At 59.9% G+C, this 19,190-nt stretch carries 24 protein-coding genes; 11 read left to right on the top strand and 13 right to left on the bottom strand.

Annotated features, from left to right (window positions below):
- Nucleotides 1-19: 19 nt before the first annotated feature.
- The 6 genes from soxY to ACEK02_RS05715 all read left to right on the top strand — a co-directional run bounded on the left by soxY (nucleotide 20) and on the right by ACEK02_RS05715 (nucleotide 5,209).
- Nucleotides 20-481, top strand: a complete 462-nt coding sequence (soxY, locus tag ACEK02_RS05740; RefSeq protein ID WP_371420836.1) for a thiosulfate oxidation carrier protein SoxY — start codon at nucleotides 20-22, stop codon at nucleotides 479-481.
- A 41-nt stretch (nucleotides 482-522) separates the two neighbouring features.
- Complete coding sequence (soxZ, locus tag ACEK02_RS05735) at nucleotides 523-852, top strand: thiosulfate oxidation carrier complex protein SoxZ (RefSeq protein ID WP_371420835.1); 330 nt, start codon at nucleotides 523-525, stop codon at nucleotides 850-852.
- A 55-nt stretch (nucleotides 853-907) separates the two neighbouring features.
- Nucleotides 908-2,605, top strand: coding sequence for a thiosulfohydrolase SoxB (soxB, locus tag ACEK02_RS05730; RefSeq protein WP_371420834.1), 1,698 nt, complete (start codon nucleotides 908-910; stop codon nucleotides 2,603-2,605).
- 69 nt (nucleotides 2,606-2,674) lie between these two features.
- Complete coding sequence (soxC, locus tag ACEK02_RS05725; RefSeq protein WP_371420833.1) at nucleotides 2,675-3,949, top strand: sulfite dehydrogenase; 1,275 nt, start codon at nucleotides 2,675-2,677, stop codon at nucleotides 3,947-3,949.
- Nucleotides 3,933-4,637, top strand: coding sequence for a c-type cytochrome (locus tag ACEK02_RS05720; RefSeq protein WP_371420832.1), 705 nt, complete (start codon nucleotides 3,933-3,935; stop codon nucleotides 4,635-4,637). Before soxC ends, ACEK02_RS05720 begins: the two co-directional genes overlap by 17 nt.
- 53 nt (nucleotides 4,638-4,690) lie before the next feature.
- Nucleotides 4,691-5,209: a DsrE family protein gene (locus tag ACEK02_RS05715; protein WP_371420831.1), complete on the top strand. Its 519-nt coding sequence runs from the start codon at nucleotides 4,691-4,693 to the stop codon at nucleotides 5,207-5,209.
- An 80-nt stretch (nucleotides 5,210-5,289) separates the two neighbouring features.
- Here the strand turns inward: ACEK02_RS05715 and ACEK02_RS05710 are convergent, their stop codons facing one another.
- The 12 genes from ACEK02_RS05710 to ACEK02_RS05655 form a co-directional block, all read right to left on the bottom strand.
- Nucleotides 5,290-5,760 carry an isoprenylcysteine carboxylmethyltransferase family protein gene (locus tag ACEK02_RS05710; RefSeq protein ID WP_371420830.1) on the bottom strand — a complete coding sequence of 157 codons (471 nt, stop codon included), beginning with the start codon at nucleotides 5,758-5,760 and terminating at the stop codon, nucleotides 5,290-5,292.
- A 524-nt stretch (nucleotides 5,761-6,284) separates the two neighbouring features.
- Entirely contained in the window at nucleotides 6,285-6,398 is a 114-nt protein-coding gene (locus ACEK02_RS05705; protein ID WP_371420829.1) for a DUF2474 family protein, read from the bottom strand.
- Complete coding sequence (cydB, locus tag ACEK02_RS05700) at nucleotides 6,398-7,405, bottom strand: cytochrome d ubiquinol oxidase subunit II (protein ID WP_371420828.1); 1,008 nt, start codon at nucleotides 7,403-7,405, stop codon at nucleotides 6,398-6,400. The genes ACEK02_RS05705 and cydB overlap by 1 nt, the downstream gene beginning before the upstream one ends.
- Nucleotides 7,406-7,408: 3 nt before the next feature.
- Nucleotides 7,409-8,866 (bottom strand): cytochrome ubiquinol oxidase subunit I, encoded by a 1,458-nt coding sequence (locus tag ACEK02_RS05695; RefSeq protein ID WP_371420827.1) that lies wholly within the window; start codon nucleotides 8,864-8,866, stop codon nucleotides 7,409-7,411.
- Nucleotides 8,797-9,285: a DoxX family protein gene (locus ACEK02_RS05690; RefSeq protein WP_371420826.1), complete on the bottom strand. Its 489-nt coding sequence runs from the start codon at nucleotides 9,283-9,285 to the stop codon at nucleotides 8,797-8,799. Before ACEK02_RS05690 ends, ACEK02_RS05695 begins: the two co-directional genes overlap by 70 nt.
- 15 nt (nucleotides 9,286-9,300) lie before the next feature.
- A complete protein-coding gene (locus ACEK02_RS05685; protein WP_371420825.1) occupies nucleotides 9,301-10,086 on the bottom strand; it encodes a sulfite exporter TauE/SafE family protein in 786 nt (261 codons plus the stop codon).
- Nucleotides 10,083-11,741 (bottom strand): TIGR01244 family sulfur transferase, encoded by a 1,659-nt coding sequence (locus ACEK02_RS05680; RefSeq protein ID WP_371420824.1) that lies wholly within the window; start codon nucleotides 11,739-11,741, stop codon nucleotides 10,083-10,085. Before ACEK02_RS05680 ends, ACEK02_RS05685 begins: the two co-directional genes overlap by 4 nt.
- 35 nt (nucleotides 11,742-11,776) lie before the next feature.
- Nucleotides 11,777-11,971 (bottom strand): DUF2892 domain-containing protein, encoded by a 195-nt coding sequence (locus tag ACEK02_RS05675; protein ID WP_371420852.1) that lies wholly within the window; start codon nucleotides 11,969-11,971, stop codon nucleotides 11,777-11,779.
- Nucleotides 11,972-12,043: 72 nt separating this feature from the next.
- The gene (locus ACEK02_RS05670; RefSeq protein ID WP_371420823.1) at nucleotides 12,044-12,694 is read right to left on the bottom strand and encodes a peroxiredoxin; all 651 of its coding nucleotides are present in this window, start codon (nucleotides 12,692-12,694) and stop codon (nucleotides 12,044-12,046) included.
- Nucleotides 12,687-13,139, bottom strand: coding sequence for a DUF6691 family protein (locus ACEK02_RS05665; protein ID WP_371420822.1), 453 nt, complete (start codon nucleotides 13,137-13,139; stop codon nucleotides 12,687-12,689). Before ACEK02_RS05665 ends, ACEK02_RS05670 begins: the two co-directional genes overlap by 8 nt.
- Nucleotides 13,136-13,579, bottom strand: coding sequence for a YeeE/YedE family protein (locus tag ACEK02_RS05660; protein ID WP_371420821.1), 444 nt, complete (start codon nucleotides 13,577-13,579; stop codon nucleotides 13,136-13,138). The genes ACEK02_RS05665 and ACEK02_RS05660 overlap by 4 nt, the downstream gene beginning before the upstream one ends.
- On the bottom strand, nucleotides 13,579-14,505 hold the full coding sequence (locus ACEK02_RS05655) for an MBL fold metallo-hydrolase (protein ID WP_371420820.1): 927 nt from the start codon (nucleotides 14,503-14,505) through the stop codon (nucleotides 13,579-13,581). The genes ACEK02_RS05660 and ACEK02_RS05655 overlap by 1 nt, the downstream gene beginning before the upstream one ends.
- Before the next feature lie 91 nt (nucleotides 14,506-14,596).
- On the opposite strand from ACEK02_RS05655, the gene ACEK02_RS05650 reads away from it, so the two are divergent.
- From ACEK02_RS05650 to ACEK02_RS05635, 4 genes are all read left to right on the top strand, one after another.
- Nucleotides 14,597-15,256 (top strand): peroxiredoxin, encoded by a 660-nt coding sequence (locus ACEK02_RS05650; RefSeq protein ID WP_371420819.1) that lies wholly within the window; start codon nucleotides 14,597-14,599, stop codon nucleotides 15,254-15,256.
- Nucleotides 15,253-15,654, top strand: coding sequence for an ArsR/SmtB family transcription factor (locus tag ACEK02_RS05645; protein WP_371420818.1), 402 nt, complete (start codon nucleotides 15,253-15,255; stop codon nucleotides 15,652-15,654). Before ACEK02_RS05650 ends, ACEK02_RS05645 begins: the two co-directional genes overlap by 4 nt.
- 377 nt (nucleotides 15,655-16,031) lie before the next feature.
- Nucleotides 16,032-17,240 (top strand): molybdopterin-dependent oxidoreductase, encoded by a 1,209-nt coding sequence (locus ACEK02_RS05640; RefSeq protein WP_371420817.1) that lies wholly within the window; start codon nucleotides 16,032-16,034, stop codon nucleotides 17,238-17,240.
- A gap of 10 nt (nucleotides 17,241-17,250) precedes the next feature.
- Nucleotides 17,251-17,562 (top strand): cytochrome c, encoded by a 312-nt coding sequence (locus ACEK02_RS05635; protein WP_371420816.1) that lies wholly within the window; start codon nucleotides 17,251-17,253, stop codon nucleotides 17,560-17,562.
- Nucleotides 17,563-17,578: 16 nt separating this feature from the next.
- Here the strand turns inward: ACEK02_RS05635 and ACEK02_RS05630 are convergent, their stop codons facing one another.
- Nucleotides 17,579-18,910, bottom strand: coding sequence for a chloride channel protein (locus tag ACEK02_RS05630; RefSeq protein ID WP_371420815.1), 1,332 nt, complete (start codon nucleotides 18,908-18,910; stop codon nucleotides 17,579-17,581).
- A 77-nt stretch (nucleotides 18,911-18,987) separates the two neighbouring features.
- On the opposite strand from ACEK02_RS05630, the gene ACEK02_RS05625 reads away from it, so the two are divergent.
- On the top strand, nucleotides 18,988-19,185 hold the full coding sequence (locus ACEK02_RS05625; protein ID WP_371420814.1) for a hypothetical protein: 198 nt from the start codon (nucleotides 18,988-18,990) through the stop codon (nucleotides 19,183-19,185).
- Nucleotides 19,186-19,190: the final 5 nt, after the last annotated feature.

Genomic DNA, 19,190 nt, shown 5'->3' with positions numbered 1-19,190 from the left:
TCCCGCAGGAGGAAAATTTATGATCACATCCGAACATCTCTCCCGCCGCGGAGCACTTGGTCTGGCAGCAATCGCCGGACTTGCGGCCGTACTTGCGCCGCGCATGTCGTTCGCCACCGAGAAGATGGTGAGCGACGAAATCAAGAAGCTCTACGGCGACAAGACGTTCGAGAGCGGCAAGATCAAGCTCGACGTGCCGGAGATCGCCGAAAACGGCCTCGTCGTTCCGGTCAACGTGGATGTCGAAAGCCCCATGACCGATGCGGATTATGTGAAGTCCGTCCACGTTTTTGCCGAAGGCAATCCGCTGCCCGGCGTCGTCAGCTACAAGTTCACGCCGGCTTGCGGCAAGGCATCCGCGTCGACGCGGATGCGTCTCGCCGAGACGCAGAACATCGTCTGCATCGCCGAGATGTCGAACGGCAAACTGCACATGGCGAAGGCCAACGTGAAGGTCACGATCGGCGGCTGCGGCGGCTGATCCCGCGCATCGACCAAACTCAATTCTAGCGAGGAATTCCCATGGCGACAAAGCCGACCCCCCGCGTTCGCGTGCCCGCACAGGCCAAGCCGGGCGAGATGATCGAGATCAAGACCCTCATTTCGCACGAGATGGAATCCGGTCAACGCAAGGACGCCGCCGGCAAGATCGTGCCGCGCAAGATCATCAACAAGTTCATCGCGGCGTTCAACGGCAAGACAGTCTTCGAAGCTGAATGGAATCCGGCGATTTCGGCCAATCCCTACCAGTCGTTCTTCTACAAAGCGTCCGAGACCGGAGAGTTCACCTTCACATGGAAGGATGATGACGGTTCGGACTACGTCGCGACGAACAAGCTGACCGTGGCCTGACAGGTCCGACATCTCCGAACACAAACCCTTCGTCTGAAGGGACCAAGGTGGATCCATGATATCGAGGCGGGATTTCCTGCAGGCGACGGCGGCTGCGTCGGCGCTGACGATCGGCAGCGGGCTTGGGCCTCTCGGCCGTGCCGCCGCGCAGCAGCGGTTGACGCAGGACGACATCCTGCGCTTCGACCCGCTCGGCATGGTGACGATTTTGTACGTCGCAGATACCCACGCGCAATTGATGCCGCTGCAATTCCGTGAGCCGTCGATCAATCTCGGTGTCGGCGAAGCAAAAGGCATCCCGCCGCACATCACCGACGAAGAATTTCGGAAATACTTCAAAATCGCGGCCGGTTCGGCCGATGCCTTCGCGCTGACGTCTGACGATTTCACGTCGCTGGCGCGCAATTACGGGCGGATGGGCGGCATGGACCGCGTCGCGACGCTGATCGGCGCGGTTCGAGCCGAACGCGGCGACGACAAGGTGCTTCTGCTCGACGGCGGCGACAGTTGGCAGGGAAGCTGGAGTTCGCTGCAGACAAAGGCGCAGGACATGGTCGATGTCATGTCCGCGTTGAAACTCGACGCCATGGTCGGTCATTGGGAATTCACCTACGGCGCGGACCGCGTCAAGGAGATCGCCGACAAGGCACCGTTCGCATTTCTTGCGCAGAACGTCCGCGACAACGAGTGGCAGGAGCCTGTCTTCGAGCCCAAGAAGATCTTCGAGCGCGGAGGCGCCAAGATCGCCGTGATCGGCCAGGCGCTGCCTCGCACGGCCGTCGCCAATCCGCGCTGGATGTTTCCGAAATGGGAATTCGGGATCCGCGAGGAAGACATCCAAAAGCAGGTCGACGAGTCGCGCGCGGCGGGCGCATCGATCGTGGTTCTGCTGTCGCATGACGGTTTCGACGTCGACCGCAAGCTCGCCGGTCGCGTCAAGGGGCTGGACGTCATTCTTACGGCTCATACGCATGACGCGATGCCCGGTCTCGTCCGCGTCGGCGACACCGTGCTGGTCGCGACCGGATCGCACGGCAAGTTCGTCTCGCGTCTCGACATCGATGTGAAGGACAAGAAGGTCGCCGGCGTCCGCTTCAAGCTGATGCCTGTGTTCTCCGATGCGATCAAACCCGACGCGTCGATGACCGCGTTGATCGAAAAAGTTCGCGCGCCTTTCGCGAAAGATCTCGCGCAGGTCGTGGGCAAGACGGATTCGTTGCTGTACCGGCGCGGCAATTTCAACGGAACGTTCGACGATCTGATCTGCAACGCGATGCTTTCCGAACGCGACACCGAAATCGCGCTGTCGCCTGGCTTCCGCTGGGGTGGCACATTGCTGCCCGGCGATGACATCACATGGGAAGACATCACCAACGCCACCGCGATCACCTATCCGAACTGCTACCGCAACCAGATGACCGGCAACCAGCTCAAGGACGTGCTCGAGGATGTCGCCGACAACATCTTCCATCCCGATCCGTATTTTCAGGGCGGTGGCGACATGGTCCGGATCGGCGGCATGGGCTACGCGATCGACATCGGCAAGCCGATGGGGTCGCGCATTTCAAGCATGACCCATCTAAAGTCGGGCCAGCCGATCGAGGCATCCAAAACTTACAGCGTCTCCGGCTGGGCGAGCATCAACGAGAACACGCAGGGCCCGCCGATCTGGGATGTCGTGAAGGCGCACGTCGCCAAACTCGGCACCGTCACGATCGATCAGAACAAGGCCGTCAAGGTAACGGGTACCTGATGTCGCGGCCCAAGCCGCATCATTAGCACCGACACATTCACGTATTTTGATAGATAAAGAGGATGTCGCATGGATCATCCAGCACCGAACAAATTCAATCGTCGTGGATTTCTGGCCGCCGGCCTGGCTGGTGCCGGGACGGCTCTCGCTGCAATGCCGGTACGCGCGCAAGAGGCCGCCAAGCCCGATCCGCTCATCACAGAGGTTCAGGACTGGAATCGATACCTCGGTGACGGTGTCGACAAGCGGCCGTACGGGTCGCCCTCCAAATTCGAGAAGAACGTCGTCCGGCGCGACGTGTCCTGGTTGACGGCGTCCGCCGAGTCCTCAGTCAACTTTACGCCGCTGCACGAACTGGATGGCATCATCACGCCGTCGGGCCTGTGTTTCGAACGTCATCACGGCGGCATCGCGGAGATCAATCCGGCGGATCATCGTCTGATGATAAACGGCCTCGTCGACAAGCCGCTCGTCTTCACGATGGACGACATCAGGCGGATGCCGCGCGTCAACAAGATCTACTTTCTCGAGTGTGCCGCCAATTCCGGCATGGAATGGCGCGGTGCGCAATTGAACGGCTGCCAGTTCACGCACGGCATGATCCACAACGTCATGTATACCGGCGTGAAGCTGAAGACGCTGCTCGACGAGGCGGGCCTGAAGCCGAACGCCAAGTGGCTGATGCTCGAAGGCGCGGATTCGGCAGGCATGAACCGGTCGCTGCCGATCGAGAAGGCGCTCGACGACGTCATTCTCGCGTTCGCCATGAACGGCGAGGCGTTGCGGCCCGAGCAGGGTTATCCGCTGCGCGCCGTCATTCCGGGATGGGAAGGCAATCTGTGGGTCAAGTGGTTGCGCCGCATCGAGGCCGGCGATCAGCCGTGGCAGACCCGCGAGGAGACGTCGAAATACACCGATCTCCTCGCCGACGGCCGTTCGCGTAAGCACACCTTCATCATGGACGCGAAGTCGGTCGTCACCAATCCTTCGCCGCAGGCGCCGCTGAAACACAAGGGCCGCAACGTACTGAGTGGCGTCGCCTGGTCGGGGCGCGGTTCCGTCAACCGTGTCGATGTCTCGCTCGATGGCGGCCGCAACTGGCAGGCCGCGCGTATCGACGGCCCCGTACTCGATAAATCGATGGTGCGCTTCTACGTGGACTTCGACTGGAACGGTCAGGAGATGATGATCCAGTCGCGCGCGATGGATTCGGTCGGCTACGTGCAGCCGACCAAGGACGAATTGCGCAAGGTGCGCGGCGTCAATTCGATCTACCACAACAACGGCATCCAGACGTGGCTGGTGCGCTCTGGCGGGGAGACCGAAAATGTCGAAATCGGCTAAGGTCTTCGCGTCCCTTGTTCTGTGTGCGGCCGCTACGGCCTTTGCCGTCTCCTCCGGCGACGCGCAACAGCCCGCTGCGCCTAAATCCGCGCAGGTAGCGACGAAGCTCGGACTTGGCCGCGCGGCTCTCACGGAAGAGGTGAAGGCTTGGGATACCGACGTACGCCCCGACGGCAAAGGCCTTCCGGTCGGCAAGGGCACCGCCAAACAGGGCGATGAACTATTTCAGGCGCAATGTGCGTCGTGTCATGGCGAGTTCGGCCAGGGTGTCGGCCGGTGGCCCGTGCTGGCGGGCGGCGAGGGCACGCTGAAGGCCGATCGACCAGACAAGACCGTCGGCTCGTTCTGGCCCGATCTGTCGACGGTCTACGACTACATCAAGCGCGCGATGCCCTACGGCAACGCGCAGTCGCTGTCCAACGACGACGTCTACGCGCTGGTCGCCTACATCCTGACCATGAACGACATCATCAAGGACGACAATTTCGAACTCAACGAGAAGAACTTCACATCCGTGAAGATGCCGAATGCGTCCGCGTTCTACGATGACGACCGGGAGACCGCCGAAAAGGAGTTCTGGAAGAAGGATCCCTGCATGAAAGACTGCCGTCCCGTCCAGAAAGTGATCGGCCGAGCGATCAATGTCGACGTCACGCCCGAGGGCAAATCAGGACCGAAGGTGGACTGACGACTGATCGACTTAGCCGAACCATAAGCTGGCCATTCGATCCGGAGGTTTCCATGACAGCGTCAAACAACTCCGCGACGCGCCGTAGCCTGCTGGTTGGCGCCAGCAGTCTCGTCGCGGCTTCGGCCCATGCCATGCAACGGCCGTCTTTGACCATGCAGGATTTGAAGAAGGAGGCTGATGTCGCCTGTCTCTATCACTGCGACTACGGCGATCACGCGCGCTTCGCGCAGACCCTGAACAACATCGCCAATCATTACTCGGCCTACGGTGCTGATCCGTTCGGGCTGCAATTGGTGATCGTGGCCCACAGCGTCGCGATCAAATATTTTCTTTCCACGCTCGACGAGACGCCGTTCAAGGACGACAACATTCCGCCGAAGACCTTCGATCGCGTTATCGACCTCGCCAAAAACGGTCTCAAAGTTCACCTATGCGAGATCACGTTTCAACGGCTGAAGGTAGACAAGAGCAAGGTATTCGACGCGCCCTTCATGAGCTTCGTCCCGTCAGGCGTCGCGACGGTCGCCGCGCTTCAGTCCAAGGGCTTCGCCTATCTGAAGGTCGGCTGAGGGCGGCGTTCGGTGCGAAAAAGTCATCGGCATACCAAGCTGCTTTTTGGTTTAGGCGCGGTACAGCCGCAGGCTTTTGGTCAGATTATAATCCATCTCGGCGTGCCGCTGCGGTAGCGCAACCAATCGTTACCGAACAACGCCTCCAAATGTCGCTCCTCCCGACGGATCGCTAGGTAGTCTACGGCCAAAACCATGATGGCGGCCGTGAAAACATGCCAAAGATTTGCCGTTGCGACGGACAGACCCAAACACAGAACTGCGTTGCCGAAATAGATCGGGTTGCGGCTCAACCGGAAAGGGCCGTTCGTGACCAGACGATCGGCGGCGCGGTGCGGAAGTATGTTGGTTCGTGCGCGGTGCATTGTAATGATCGCCCAGCCATCTATCGCTAGTCCACCGAAAACAATGATGACACCGCATGCGCGTGCATATGCGTTCGTCACCATCTCCATCGGTTTGATGATCCCTGCCAAGAAAGCCAATCCGATGGCCGTCGCCAGTAGAATCGGCGGCCACGGAATCACATTAGGCCTGGCATAGAGAATCATGTGCTTTTTGAACCTTCAGCTTTAGCGGTCCATGCCTTCGGACCCGACGGTTTCTGTCGAAGCATCTTCGTTGACGATGTCTTTAGAGCCGTCGTGGTGCACGGGTCCTGCGCAACTTTCGTGAACCGGATCTCGCACCTGAATCCGAGAGCTCGGGCGATCCGCAGGTAGCTCGAGAGGTACGTACCGCACTTGCCGTTCAGATGTCGCGAAAGTTGCGCCGACTGCGTTCCCAGTACGAAAGCCAAAGCTTCCAGACCGACTCCCTCGATTTCCCGGAGCTGCCTAATTCCTGCGATCATCGAGCGTTCGTCGTTTTCCACCTCGATCGTCATTCGTTCGCTTGCTTCAAAGTCAGCGCCTGGAAACGATCTTTTCTTTTGAACGTGGCGCATCGCATTGTCCGTTCCTATTAAAAAATCTCGCCATGGCCATAGGCGTCAAAGGCGCGATTTGCGATCGATCCGATCGCTAGACCTCAAGCTAACATTCGGTGGCGTCGTTCGGCGTCGACGGCCATATGGCTAAGCTTTCAGCCAGATACGGATGGCAAAAGCGATCATGCCCAGCCCGCCGACGCTCACCGTCCAAATGCCTGCAAGCCACGCAAGACGTTGCCATAGAGGGGCTTCGGTCATCAGTGATACCCGTGGGTTCCAACCTTGCCGCGAAAGACCCAGTAGGCCCAGGCGGTGTAGGCAAGAATGATCGGAACGATGACGAGCGTACCAGTCAGCATGAAGATCTGACTCTGCTCGGGTGCTGCAGCATCCCAGATCGTGATCTGATCGGGGACGATGTAGGGAAACATGCTGATGCCCAGCCCGGTAAAACCCAACAGGAATAGCCCAAGCGCGATCAGAAAGGGCATCCGCTCGTTTCCGGCATTGAGAGTCTTGAAGAAGAGTAGGCCAGCTATGACGACGAGAATGGGCACTTGGGCCGTCAACATTACGCCGGGCATCTCGAACCAGCGCTGCCAATAGGCATAGTCCAGAAACGGCGTCGCGGCGCTGACGGCGCCCATAGCGAGCAGCGTGGCGATACCCAGGACCCGCGCCAATCGAACCGCATGGGCTTGAGCCGTTCCTTCCACCTTCCAGACGAGCCAAGTGGCACCAAGCAACGCGTAGCCGACGAGTACGCCTATTCCCGACAGGAGGCTGAAAGGGGTCAGCCAATCGAGCCAACCGCCGGCATAGGCGTTGTCGACGACGGTCACGCCCTGCAGGAGCGCCCCCAAGATCATTCCCTGCGCGAGGGCGGCAATGATCGAGCCAAACGTAAAGGCAAGATCCCAAAGTGCGCGATGACGAGGGTCGCGCCAGCGAAACTCGAAGGCCACGCCGCGAAAGACCAGCCCTAGCAACATGGCAATCATCAGTGGATAGGTGGCCGGGAGGATGACGCCGTAGGCAAGCGGAAAAGCAGCGAACAGGCCGCCGCCGCCGAGCACGAGCCAAGTCTCGTTGCCGTCCCATACCGGAGCGATGGAGTTCATGGCCTGATCGCGCTCCTGGCCGACTGCGAAGAATGGAAAAAGGATGCCGATGCCCAGATCGAAGCCGTCCATGACGACGTAAGCGAACACGGCGAACGCGATGATGAATGCCCAGACGGTAGTGAGATCGAGGTGGTAAATCATAGTCTACTCCGCCAGCGCGCGAGCGCCGTCCAAAGCGGGTGCGGGCGTGATGCCTGCGGACCGGATCGGTGTTTGGGGCAGTTCTGCCTCTTGGGCCTGAGGCGGATGCGCCATCAGGCGGAGCAGGTACCACGTGCCTGCTCCGAACACCGCGAAGTAGACGATTACGAAGGCCAGCAAAGATGCCGCCACGGCCGGCGCTGCCAGCGGCGAATGAGACTGTGCGGTGAGCAACTGACCGTAGACCGTGTACGGCTGGCGCCCAACTTCCGTGGTGATCCAGCCAGCGATGACCGCGACGAAGCCGCTCGGCCCCATCGCGACGGCAAGGCGGTGAAGGACAGGCCACTCGTAAAGCGATCCACGAGCGCGGGCGATCAGGCTTAATAAGCCCAGTCCCAGCATGGCAAAGCCGAGACCGACCATGACGCGGAACGACCAGAACACGACGGCCACTGGCGGCTCGAGGTTGTCCGGAATGCTATCCAAACCGGCCATGGGAGCGTTCAGGTCGTGCTTCAGGATGAGCGATGAAGCTTTCGGTATCTCGATCGCGTAGTCGATCCGCTTCTCTGCGCTATTCGGAATGCCGAAAAGTATCAGCGGCGCCCCGTCGGGATGACTTTGATAGTGGCCCTCCATCGCCATCACCTTGGCAGGCTGATGCTCTAGCGTGTTCAGTCCGTGCAGGTCGCCCGCGAAGATCTGGATCGGCGCGACGATCGCCGCCATCCACATTGCCATGGAGAACATCTTGCGGGCATACGGATTGGCACGATCTGTCAGCAGATGCCAAGCACCGACCGCCCCGACCACAAGCGACGTTGTAAGGTAGGAAGCGATGACGGTGTGGGCGAGGCGATAGGGAAAGCTGGGATTGAAGATGATCGCGAGCCACGATCCCGCAGGGACGAACTGGCCCTGGGCATTGATCGCGAAGCCGGTCGGTGTTTGCATCCAGCTGTTCACGCTGAGGATCCAAGTCGCGGAAATGAAAGTGCCGAGCGCGACCATGCAGGTGGAAGCGAAGTGGAGATTTCTTCCGACCTTGCTCATGCCGAAAAGCATGACGCCGAGGAATCCGGCTTCGAGGAAAAACGCCGTCAGCACTTCATAAGCCATCAGTGGTCCGAGCACCGGTCCGGTCTTTACGGAAAAGACCGACCAGTTGGTGCCGAATTGGTAGGACATCACGATTCCGGAGACGACACCCATGGCAAACACTACGGCGAAGATCTTCAGCCAGTATTTGAACAGGTCGAGATAGATGCTGCGTCCCGTCTTCAACCAGAGGCCTTCGAGCACCATCAGATAGCTTGCCAGTCCGATCGAGAAGGACGGAAAGATGAAGTGGAAGCTGACCGTGAAGCCGAATTGGATGCGCGCCAGGATTACTGCGTCGAGGGATTCGAACACGGCGAAGCCGCCTTTGCTTGAGAACGGGAGTCGATGGCGAAGCAACCGGGGCCGCGGGCGTAGAAGTGCAGCAGCGATCCGAGGATTGCGATGTTCTTGAGAAATGGTCCGGTATGGCCCGGTGCAACGTGTACGGCTATCGTGATCGGCACCAATGCAGCGAACAACAGCATCGCGGAAGTTCGCGTGGCATATCCGAGCGCCAGCATGAAACCGAAAATCACGAACACTCCGCCGCTGAGCCAAAGCAGAATCGATGGGCTACCGACCAACATGACCGCATCGCGCCATGGCGATTCGTCGATGCGTGCGAGCATCTCGCCGTGCCTGCCGAAATGCCCGAGCCCTCCGACGATGAAGATCAGGCTGGTGCCGATCCGGAAGATGGAATCGACTGCTGCTGCAAGGCGGCGTGACGGGGCCAGCGCGTTTTCCAGTCGTCCGATCATGCTGCCGATTTTCACGCCCTGTCCTGACCATCAAGCCGTGAATGCTTTGGCGCTTTGCCAAAGCATGTAGCCGGCGACCACGAATATGAGCGCGGCGAATACTGTCGTCAGGTATCCGCTGCCCGACAAGCGCTTTGCCGCTTTAGTTCCGACTAAACCGCCGACAATTCCGCCCACGATGAAGACGCCAGCGAGTGGCCAGTCAACGAAGCCCGAAAGCGCATAATTGAGGGATGTCGTCAGGCCGAAAGCGGTGACCGCTACCAAGCTCGTACCCACCGCATTGATGATCGGCATGCTCGTCGAGGCGACAAGACCGGGAACGATCAGGAAGCCACCACCGATGCCGAAGAAACCGGAGAAAATGCCTGTGCCAAGGCCGTAACCGAGGACTTTCGGAGCATTCTCGCGATTGCACTGCGCTCCCGGAATGCCAATTGCGTTTCGCCCGCGAAGCATGAGTGCGCCGACGACAAGCATGACCAGCGCAAAGAGAAAAAGAAGCTTCTGCCCATCGAAAGCCTTGCCCGCCGTGGACCCGCCGATCGCGCCGATTATCCCTGCGCCGGCATACATACCGCCGCATCGCCACTTCACCGTATGTGCTCGCGCATGGCTGAAGAGCCCGGTCGCCGCATTGACAGCCACGGCGAGAGCGGATGTGCCGATCGCCACGTGTGGGTTCGAAACGCCGACGAGATAAACCATCAGCGGCACGGCAAGAATGGATCCGCCGCCGCCCACTAGGCCAAGGGTGAAGCCGACGAGACCTCCGGAGAAGGCGCCAAGGAAATACTGGATAGGTTCGAGCATCATGTCGCGTCGCTGTGTTGCGGCCTAGCCATCCATTCACGACCCTTCAGCATTCCGTTCCAGTAGATCCAGGGCAATGCTTCGGATTTTAGGAGCCATGACAGGCGTTGCGGTTTCGTGCCGTCGATGATCCAGCTTGGAAAACTCGGCAGCAGTTTTCCGCCGTACCCGAACTCGGCGAGGAGAATCTTGCCTCGCTCGACGGTCAGCGGACAAGATCCGTAACCATCGTAGATCGCGGTAGGTGATTTGCCGCGTATAACCGCCAAGAGATTTTCGGCAACGATCGGCGCCTGCTTGCGCGCAGCGGCCATGGTCTTTGCGTTCGGCGTGGATCCGGCGTCGCCAAGTCCGAAGACATTCCCGTAGCGAACATGCTGCAGGCTGGTTTGATCGACATCGGTATATCCCGCCGCGTTTGCTAACGGGCTTTGGGCAAGGAAGGCCGGGGCTTTCTGAGGCGGCGTGACATGAAGCATATCGAAGGACTTGGTGACTTCACCCGTCCTTTCACGGAAGGTCGCGCGGCGATTGGCCCCGTCGACAGCGACGAGCGTGGACTCAAACTGAAGGTCGATCGCGTATCTGGCGACATATTCCATCAGCGGCGGTACGTATTCCTTGACACCGAATAGAACTGCACCGGCATTATGGAAAGCGACTTTCGTGTCCTTCAGCACTCCGTTCCGCAGCCAATGGTCGCAGGACAGATACATCGCCTTCTGCGGCGCGCCGGCGCATTTGATCGGCATCGGCGGCTGGGTGAAGAGGGCCGTGCCGCCCTTGAAGTTGCGAACCAGATCCCAAGTGTACGGCGCCGTCGTGTAGCTATAGTTCGAGGTGACGCCGTTTCGTCCAAGCGTTTCAGTCAGACCATCGATCGCTTCCCAATCGAGGACGATGCCGGGTGCGACGACGAGTGCACGATAGGCAACGATACTGCCGTCAACGAGGATGACCCGATTCTGCTCGGGCTCGAAATCTGCCACTGCGCCTTTGACCCAGCGCACACCTGCCGGCATGACACTGGCTTCGGTCCTCCTCGTTTGTTCGCGATTGAAGACGCCACCCCCGACCATCGTCCAGCCGGGCTGGTAGTCGTGCTCCTCGCGCGGTTCGATGACCACGATATCGAGATGGCGGTCACGCTCGAGCAACGATGCCGCGGTGGCAAGACCGGCGGATCCGCCGCCGACTATGACGATATCGGCGCGGGCAGGATTGGTACCTTCCGGTCGGGTCGTGTGCATCGCCAGTCTGGGACGAAGCACTTCGAGGTCGTAGCCAGCTCGGGATGCGGTTGCGATGATCGTGTCGGCCGGCTGCACACCGGCTTGGGACAACGCCCACAGCGTCGTCGATCGCGTGCCTGTCCTGCAATAGGCGAGCACCGGTCCTTCGAGGCGCGCGAGGGCGCTGACCATCTGCGCGACCTCCACATCGCCGATCTTGCCGGGGATCGTCGGGACGTGCGCAAACCCCATGCCGTGACTTTGGGCGAGCGTCTCCATTTCCGCCGCCGACAACTGACCAGGCTCTTCGCCGTCCGGCCGGTTATCGATGATGGCGCGGAATTCCTGCTGCGCCGCGTCTGCTACATCGGCCTGGGTAAGCTGAGGCGAGACCGACAGAGACGGGGTGAGGAATTTGAAAGGCATGAGACTTGTCCTTGAACGGGGTTGTGAAACCAGCGTCAGCGATTTTTAGGCCGCGTCGACAAGCCCAATGGCATGTATGCGGGGCACGTCGAGGTCAGGCTTGTCATCAACAGGATCAGTGCGATGACCCCCATCACGACGGCCAGCGTGCCGGCGATGAGACCCGCCGCGTATGCGCCAGCGATTGCGATGACGACGGCGAGCCGGACAATCCGGTCTGTCGTTCCCATGTTCTTCACGGCGAGAGTCCTTCGGTTGAGAGGGGGCCGGCGCGGCCAATGCGACCGCACCGGATTGCGACCTCAGGCGGCGATCGGCCGGGTCGAGAAGTACCAGTCGGTGTATTTGAAGCCCTCGCCCTCACGGGCGTTGGCGGCCTCGACCGTCTTCGGCGGAGAGACGATCGCGTCGTCGCCCGGCTGCCATCCGGCGGGGGTGGCCACGCCATTGGCGTCGCTTGCTTGCATGGCGGTGACTAGGCGGACGATCTCGGGGATCGAGCGACCGTTGCTCATCGGATAATAGAGCATGGCGCGCAGCACGCCTTCGGGATTGATGATGAAGGTAGCGCGTACGGCGGAGGTGTCGCTCGCGCCTTCGTGGATCATTCCGTAGGAGCGCGCCACATCCATCTTCAGATCTTCGATGATGGGAAAAGGAATCTCGACGCCAAATTTCTCGGCGATGTTCCGTGTCCAGGCGATGTGTGAATAGACGCTGTCGATCGACAGACCGAGTAGCTCGCAGTTCTTGGCCTTCAGTTCTTCTGCGACGCCGGCGAAACCGATGAATTCGGTCGTACAAACGGGTGTGAAATCAGACGGGTGCGAGAACAGCACCAGCCATTTGCCTTTGTAGTCGGCAAGTGAGCGATCGCCATGTGTCGTCTTGGCGGAAAAGGCAGGCGCGGGCGCATTGAGGCGCGGCAGACCGGTATGAGTTGTCTCAGACATTGGACGTCTCCAGGGAAGACTGCCTTGCCGGAGCGGCGGGCAGTAGGCGGTGAACGAGCATGCCGGCCAGCATAGCCACGACGAAGACGGCGGCAGGGCTGGGGGCGACGGCGAGATCGGCGATGGCGGGACCGGGGCAGAGCCCGGCAGTACCCCAGCCGATGCCGAACAGTGCAGCCCCGCCGATGAGGCGCGGGTCAAGATCGCGCGTGGAGGGTAGGACGAACCTTTTGGCGGCCAGCGGTGCCGACATCCGCTTTTGGACGCGCCAGGCGATGGCCATCGGGATCAAAGCCCCGCCCATGACGAAGGCGAGTGTCGGATCCCAGGCGCCGAACAGGTCGAGGAAGCCGCGCACGCGCTGCGGATCCGCCATGCCGGAGACAGCAAGTCCTGCGCCGAACAGCGCGCCCGCGAGCAGTGCGAGGAGAAATTGACGCGTCATTGTCGGACCCCCATCGCGTTCATGAGGGCGACAGTCACGATACCCGCCAGTATGAAGACGATCGTCGCGATCAACGAGCGAATTGAAAGACGTGACATGCCGCAGACACCGTGTCCGCTGGTGCAACCACTTCCCATTCTCGTTCCGAATCCGACGAGCAGGCCGGCCAAGATCAAGGTTGTGAAGCCCTGCTCGAAGCGCGCCTCGACCGGACCGAGGATGAGTGTGATGAGCGCAGCGCCGATCGGCAGTCCAACAATGAAAGCGATGGCGAGCACGCGGGGAGCACCGTCGGATGCGATTCCGGCCGCTCGTGCGGCAAGGCCGCTCACGCCCGCAATCCGTCCCAGGCCGAGCAACATAATGGCAGAGGCGACACCGATCATCAGGCCGCCTACCAATCCTCGAAAAGGAAGCGCGTGCGCGAACAACTCCCCCATCACAGCACGTCCAGCGGAATTTTGAGATAGCGCGTTCCGTTTGTGTCCGGCTCGGGTAGGTGTCCGCCTCGGATGTTCACCTGGATCGATGGAAGGATCAGCTTCGGCATACCAAGGGTCGCGTCGCGCGCGTCACGCATGGCAACAAAATCGTCTTCGCTGACGCCTTCATGAACGTGGACGTTGCCGGTCTTCTGAGCGCCGACCGTGGTTTCCCAGGCGAAGCGATCGCGCCCCGCTGCCTTGTAGTCGTGGCAGAGAAATAGCCGCGTGTGTTCCGGCAATTCCATTAGCCGCCGGATCGACCGAAAAAGTTGGCGTGAGTCGCCGCCTGGAAAATCGGCGCGCGCCGTGCCGTAGTCTGGCATGAAAAGCGTGTCGCCCGTGAAGACGGCATCGCCGATGACATAGGCGAGGTCGGCCGGCGTGTGCCCGGGGACGTGCAGCGCCATTCCCTGGAGCCCGCCGATCTCGAAGCGGTCGCCATCATCGAACAGACGATCGAATTCCGAACCGTCGCGCGCGAAATCCGTACCTTCATTGAAGATCTTTCCGAATACGTTCTGCACTTGGACGATCTGGCGGCCGATCGCGAGCTTTCCGCCCAGCTTTTCCTTGAGATACGGCGCCGCCGACAGATGGTCCGCATGGGCGTGCGTTTCCAGAAGCCAAATGACCGTCAGTTTCTCGGCTGTCACATAAGCGATGATCGCATCGGCTGATGCGAACGAAGTCCGGCCGGCCGACGCATCGTAATCGAGCACGCTATCGACGATAGCCGCCTCTCGGGTGGCCGCGTCGAAGACCACATAACTGACGGTATTAGTCGGTTCGTCGAAAAAACTTTGGACGAAAGGCTTCCGACCCGAACCGCATTGGGCCTTGCCGATAATTGTCGCAGCCTGCTCCAAGAGGAAATCGGTCATAGCGCACCCCATCTCAACTTTATTGATTACAATATGTGTGTAATCGTGTATCTGAGTTGCGTCAATAGGATTTTGGTGTCAATCAACGGTCATGACTGAAATGAACGCTCTGCCGCGGCTTCCCGCTCCTCCTCGCGCTCTCCGCATCGGCGACGTCGCGCCGACGTTTCAGGCTCGGTCCACGTTGGGCGAGGTGAAGTTGTCCGATTATCGCGGCAAATGGCTGGTATTTTTCTCGCACCCCGCCGACTTCACGCCGGTGTGCACCAGCGAGTTTGTCGGTATCGCAAAGGCGGCAGCAGAATTCGCCGCCCGCGATTGCGCCCTCCTCGGTTTGTCGGTCGATAGCCTCTACTCACATCTCGCCTGGGTCCGTGCGATCCGGCAGAAATTCTCGGTCACGATTCCATTTCCAATCATCGAGGATCCCTCGATGGCTGTCGGTAGAGCCTATGGGATGATCGAAGCGCAATCGGTCGATTCCTCCGCGGTGCGGGCGACCTACTTCATCGATCCCGAAGGTGTCATCCAGGCGATGACGTGGTATCCAATCAACGTTGGTCGTTCGGTGGACGAGATGCTCCGTATGGTCGCGGCACTTCAGAGAACGTCGGACGGCGATGTCCTGGCGCCAGAAGGATGGCAACCAGGCGAAGATCTCCTGGTCGCGCCGCCACAGCACCAGCACGCCGTGTTGGCGGGAGACGACGAGCACTGGTTCTTCCAGACGCAGGCGGATGCAGGAAAATGACGCTCTATGCTTCTCGGGCCGCTGCCGCCGTCGCTGCCGAACGTCTCAAGACCTACGCGCAGCCGCAGCGTTTGATGATCCTGTCGCGACTGGTCGACGGCGAGCATACGGTCGGGGAGATCGAGGAGGCGACCGGCATCGGCCAGCCGGCCTTGAGCCAGCAGCTTGCCGAGCTGCGGCGCGCCGAGATCGTGAAGACACGTCGGGTTTCGAAGTTGGTTTACTACCGCTTGGCGGACGAGAAGGTGATCACGTGCGTTCGAAGCATCGAGGCAATGTTTGGCGATGGTCCGGCTTATGCAATCGCACCATCGATCTCCGTAGCTACTACACCTTCGCCCAAACTTGGACATCGCTTGGTCGGTGCGGCATCGTTCGTAAAATTTGATTCAATCTGAAACGGAATCGAAAGTCGGTTGAGGCATTCGATTTGGCCCTTTCACGGTTGCTGCGCACCTTGACGAACAATCCGACAGGGCCGCGGTTGACAATAATTTAGATCTAGTCCGTCAGATGATCCACGCAAACGCCTACAATGCGCCCATCGCGGAATTGTCATTGCGCGAGAGGCGCGAACAGTATCCGGGTAGCTGGGGCACGGTAGATCTCTTGATATTCGGTTTCCGCGTCGTGACCGAAACGACGCGGCGTCTGACGAACTCCGCTACTTAGTATCTCAAACCCAAACCGACGCATCGATCAAAAACATCGGCTGGAATAAATCCAGATTGCATGCGTTGATCGATCACGGGAATATGTCCCAAGGAGAGAAACGATGATGAACCGCAGGTCCGTCCTGAAGGGCGGTGCTTCTATCCTGGCGGGCGGCAGCATGATCGGCGGATCGTCGCTTGCAGGCTTCGCAGCTGAAATGGTGACGCTGCCGTTCGAGAACGGCGAACGGCCGTTGGTGACGTATCCACAAAAGCGCCCGATGATTGGCCTGACCAGCCGACCGCCACAGCTTGAAACGCCATTCGCGGTGTTCAACGACAACGTCATCACGCCGAACGATGCGTTCTTTGTGCGCTATCACCTCGCCGATATTCCCTACGATCTCGATCCCGAGACATTCTCCCTTGCGATCAAGGGCAAGGTGAACAAGCCGCTAACGCTGTCGCTTGCCGACATCAAGAAGCTGCCGTCCGTCGAACTCGTCGCCGTTAATCAATGCTCCGGCAACAGTCGCGGCTTCGTGACGCCGCGTGTCGCAGGCGGGCAACTCGCCAATGGTGCGATGGGCAATGCGCTATGGAAAGGCGTGTCGCTGAAGTCTGTGCTGGATCAAGCGGGCGTGCAAAGCGGCGCAAAGCAGGTGATATTCGCCGGCATGGATGGGCCGGTCAGCGACAAGACCCCAGATTTTGCCAAAGCGCTCGACATCGATCACGCGCGCGATGGTGAGGTCATGCTGGCCTATGCGATGAACGGCGCGGACCTGCCGTTTCTAAACGGCTTCCCACTACGACTGATCGTGCCGGGTTATTACGGCACCTACTGGGTCAAGCATCTGAACGAGATCACGGTGATCGACAGCGTCTTCGACGGCTTCTGGATGAAGTCCGCGTATCGCATTCCCGACACGGAAAACAACAGCGTTGCCCCCGGCACCGCGCCGAAGGCGACGATCCCGATCAACAAATTCACCGTGCGGTCCTTCATCACCAATGTCGTCGATGGCGCGAAGCTGAAGGCTGGCGAAACGCCTTTGAAGGGCATCGCTTTCGATGGCGGCAGCGGCATCAAGGACGTCGCGGTCTCCAGCGATGGCGGCAAGACCTGGGCCACGGCAACGCTCAGCAAGGATCTCGGCAAGTTCTCGTTTCGCGAGTGGACATTGCCTGTGAAGCTTACATCTGGCGATCATGAATTGAAGGTTCGAGCCACCAGCAATGACGGCAAGACCCAGCCCATGGAGGCGTTGTGGAATCCGGCCGGCTATCTGCGCAACGTCGTCGAGACCACGCGCATGACGGCGGCTTGAGGATCAGATCATGACCACATTGAAATACTTCGTGTGTGCCGTTGCCGTCGCGACATCGAGCATCGCTGCGAGCGCCAAGCCGGTCGGCTATCAACTGCCCGACGAGACCGTCACGATGAAGCCCGGCAAGAACCTTGAGACATTCGAGAACAATTGCACGGCGTGCCACTCGTCGGATTACGTCAAGACGCAGCCGCAGGGCCCGGCTTTCAAAACGAATTTCTGGCAGGCCGAAGTGACCAAGATGATCAAGGTCTATGGCGCGCCGATCGACGAGGCGGACGTGAGCAAGATCGTTGACTATCTGTCGGAGAATTATTGAAGACCAGCCGCGCTGGTTACCGCGTATTGGCGTCGCGCAGCTCTTGCCGTTTTTGGAGTTGCTGGTCCGTCAGCCGCGCATCGTAGATCGAGCGCGGATCGATCGTTCGCGCGATCAGGGTTGCGATCACGACAGCGACGATCAGCGGGGCGATGAAGGACCGGTCATGTCCGGTCAGTTCGATCAACAGGACGACGGACGAAATCGGCCCCTGTGTTGTCGCCGCAATGAACGCACCTGCGCCCAGCAGCGCGAACAATCCCGGCTGGGCATCTGGCCAGATCAGGGCACACACCTGTCCGATTGCGCTGCCGAGCAACGCGCCTGCCGCAAGGGATGGCGTGAACAAACCGCCGGGAACGTCGCTGCCTAGACAACATATCGTGGCGAGCGGCTTTAGGATCAGCAGCGCCACGAGCAAGACCGGCGCGATCTGGTTCATCAACGCCATCTGAACAATGTCTTTGCCGTTACCCAGCAATTGCGGCTGGGCAATCGAGATTATGCCAAGCAGACCAAGTACGAACACCGGCGCAAACAGACGCCATGTCCCGGCCGGTCGGTTGCGATCGGCAATCGCAATGATGCGCACGAACCCAACCGATGCAAAGGCCGCGATGACGCCGACAAAAGCTGCGAAGATCAGTATCAGCGCCGAGGGGGTGAAGGCAGGCTGGATGTAGGTTGGCGCATCCGGCAAAACCAGCCAGGCGACGGCGGACGCAATGACCGACGTCATCAGCGCGGGCAGCACAAGGCGCAGTGCCAGCATGCCACGCAAGACTTCGAGCGAGAACAGCGCGCCACCCAGTGGGACGCCATAGGCGGCGGCCATTCCGGCTCCGGCACCGCATGCGACGAGAAGGCGGCGCTGCTCGTCCGAGAAACCGGATTTATCTGACAGTGCGTTGGCGATCACGGCACCGGCTTGCTTGGGTGCGCCCTCGCGGCCGAGCGAGGCGCCCATGCCGACCACGATGACAGACAGAAGGGCGCTACCAAGCGTGCGCAATGCAGGCATCCGTCCGGCGAAGAACCAGATCGCGGCAGTGATATCGATGCTGTTGCTGCGTGACAGCCGACCGAGAACGATCTGCCCCAGTCCCGTCAACATCCCAGCAGCGACGAGGATGGCCACATGCCGCCATGGCGATGCGACGATCGCCGCATCGAGCAACGTCTCGTGAGAGCCGGGCCACATCACGCGCTGAACGAATTGCAGAATGAGCGTGAGAGCGGCGGCGCTTGCACCGGCGCCGATGCCGATCAGGACGATCGCAAACCAGAAGCGCGGCGCATGCGGCTGCCGAAGCGTCGATGGAATGCCCCCGTTGGGCAGATCGCTCACTTAAATGAGCCCCAAATGCGTCGTGCCATTGATCGTTTCGTACGCTTGGACGTTCTAACTGAAAACGGAGAACTCACATGCTTGATCTCGAAAAATCCAAGGCAAACCTGATCGTTCATTCGACGTCGCCGTTCAACGCTGAACCACCGCTTGCGAGGCTGCGTTCCAAATTCATCACCAGTCATTCTGATTTTTATGTTCGAGGTCACGGGAGAATACTGCGTCTCGATGCATCACAACATAAGATTACTGTAGAGGGGAACGTCAAAAACTGACTCGA

The organism is Tardiphaga sp. (genome assembly GCF_041424195.1).
Lineage (GTDB): Bacteria > Pseudomonadota > Alphaproteobacteria > Rhizobiales > Xanthobacteraceae > Tardiphaga.
This window is presented reverse-complemented; position numbering and strand designations above follow the sequence as displayed.

Excerpts from the sequence above, each read along its gene's own strand:
- ACEK02_RS05720 (WP_371420832.1), top strand. The coding sequence starts at position 3,933 with ATGTCGAAATCGGCTAAGGTCTTCGCGTCCCTTGTTCTGTGTGCGGCC.
- ACEK02_RS05675 (WP_371420852.1), bottom strand. The coding sequence starts at position 11,971 with ATGGGAACGACAGACCGGATTGTCCGGCTCGCCGTCGTCATCGCAATC.
- soxB (WP_371420834.1), top strand. The coding sequence starts at position 908 with ATGATATCGAGGCGGGATTTCCTGCAGGCGACGGCGGCTGCGTCGGCG.
- ACEK02_RS05685 (WP_371420825.1), bottom strand. The coding sequence starts at position 10,086 with ATGATGCTCGAACCTATCCAGTATTTCCTTGGCGCCTTCTCCGGAGGT.
- ACEK02_RS05665 (WP_371420822.1), bottom strand. The coding sequence starts at position 13,139 with ATGACGCGTCAATTTCTCCTCGCACTGCTCGCGGGCGCGCTGTTCGGC.
- ACEK02_RS05635 (WP_371420816.1), top strand. The coding sequence starts at position 17,251 with ATGACCACATTGAAATACTTCGTGTGTGCCGTTGCCGTCGCGACATCG.
- ACEK02_RS05645 (WP_371420818.1), top strand. The coding sequence starts at position 15,253 with ATGACGCTCTATGCTTCTCGGGCCGCTGCCGCCGTCGCTGCCGAACGT.
- ACEK02_RS05710 (WP_371420830.1), bottom strand. The coding sequence starts at position 5,760 with ATGATTCTCTATGCCAGGCCTAATGTGATTCCGTGGCCGCCGATTCTA.
- soxY (WP_371420836.1), top strand. The coding sequence starts at position 20 with ATGATCACATCCGAACATCTCTCCCGCCGCGGAGCACTTGGTCTGGCA.
- soxC (WP_371420833.1), top strand. The coding sequence starts at position 2,675 with ATGGATCATCCAGCACCGAACAAATTCAATCGTCGTGGATTTCTGGCC.
- ACEK02_RS05715 (WP_371420831.1), top strand. The coding sequence starts at position 4,691 with ATGACAGCGTCAAACAACTCCGCGACGCGCCGTAGCCTGCTGGTTGGC.
- ACEK02_RS05705 (WP_371420829.1), bottom strand. The coding sequence starts at position 6,398 with ATGACCGAAGCCCCTCTATGGCAACGTCTTGCGTGGCTTGCAGGCATT.
- ACEK02_RS05625 (WP_371420814.1), top strand. The coding sequence starts at position 18,988 with ATGCTTGATCTCGAAAAATCCAAGGCAAACCTGATCGTTCATTCGACG.
- ACEK02_RS05680 (WP_371420824.1), bottom strand. The coding sequence starts at position 11,741 with ATGCCTTTCAAATTCCTCACCCCGTCTCTGTCGGTCTCGCCTCAGCTT.
- soxZ (WP_371420835.1), top strand. The coding sequence starts at position 523 with ATGGCGACAAAGCCGACCCCCCGCGTTCGCGTGCCCGCACAGGCCAAG.
- ACEK02_RS05655 (WP_371420820.1), bottom strand. The coding sequence starts at position 14,505 with ATGACCGATTTCCTCTTGGAGCAGGCTGCGACAATTATCGGCAAGGCC.
- ACEK02_RS05650 (WP_371420819.1), top strand. The coding sequence starts at position 14,597 with ATGACTGAAATGAACGCTCTGCCGCGGCTTCCCGCTCCTCCTCGCGCT.
- ACEK02_RS05660 (WP_371420821.1), bottom strand. The coding sequence starts at position 13,579 with ATGGGGGAGTTGTTCGCGCACGCGCTTCCTTTTCGAGGATTGGTAGGC.
- ACEK02_RS05670 (WP_371420823.1), bottom strand. The coding sequence starts at position 12,694 with ATGTCTGAGACAACTCATACCGGTCTGCCGCGCCTCAATGCGCCCGCG.
- ACEK02_RS05640 (WP_371420817.1), top strand. The coding sequence starts at position 16,032 with ATGATGAACCGCAGGTCCGTCCTGAAGGGCGGTGCTTCTATCCTGGCG.
- cydB (WP_371420828.1), bottom strand. The coding sequence starts at position 7,405 with ATGATTTACCACCTCGATCTCACTACCGTCTGGGCATTCATCATCGCG.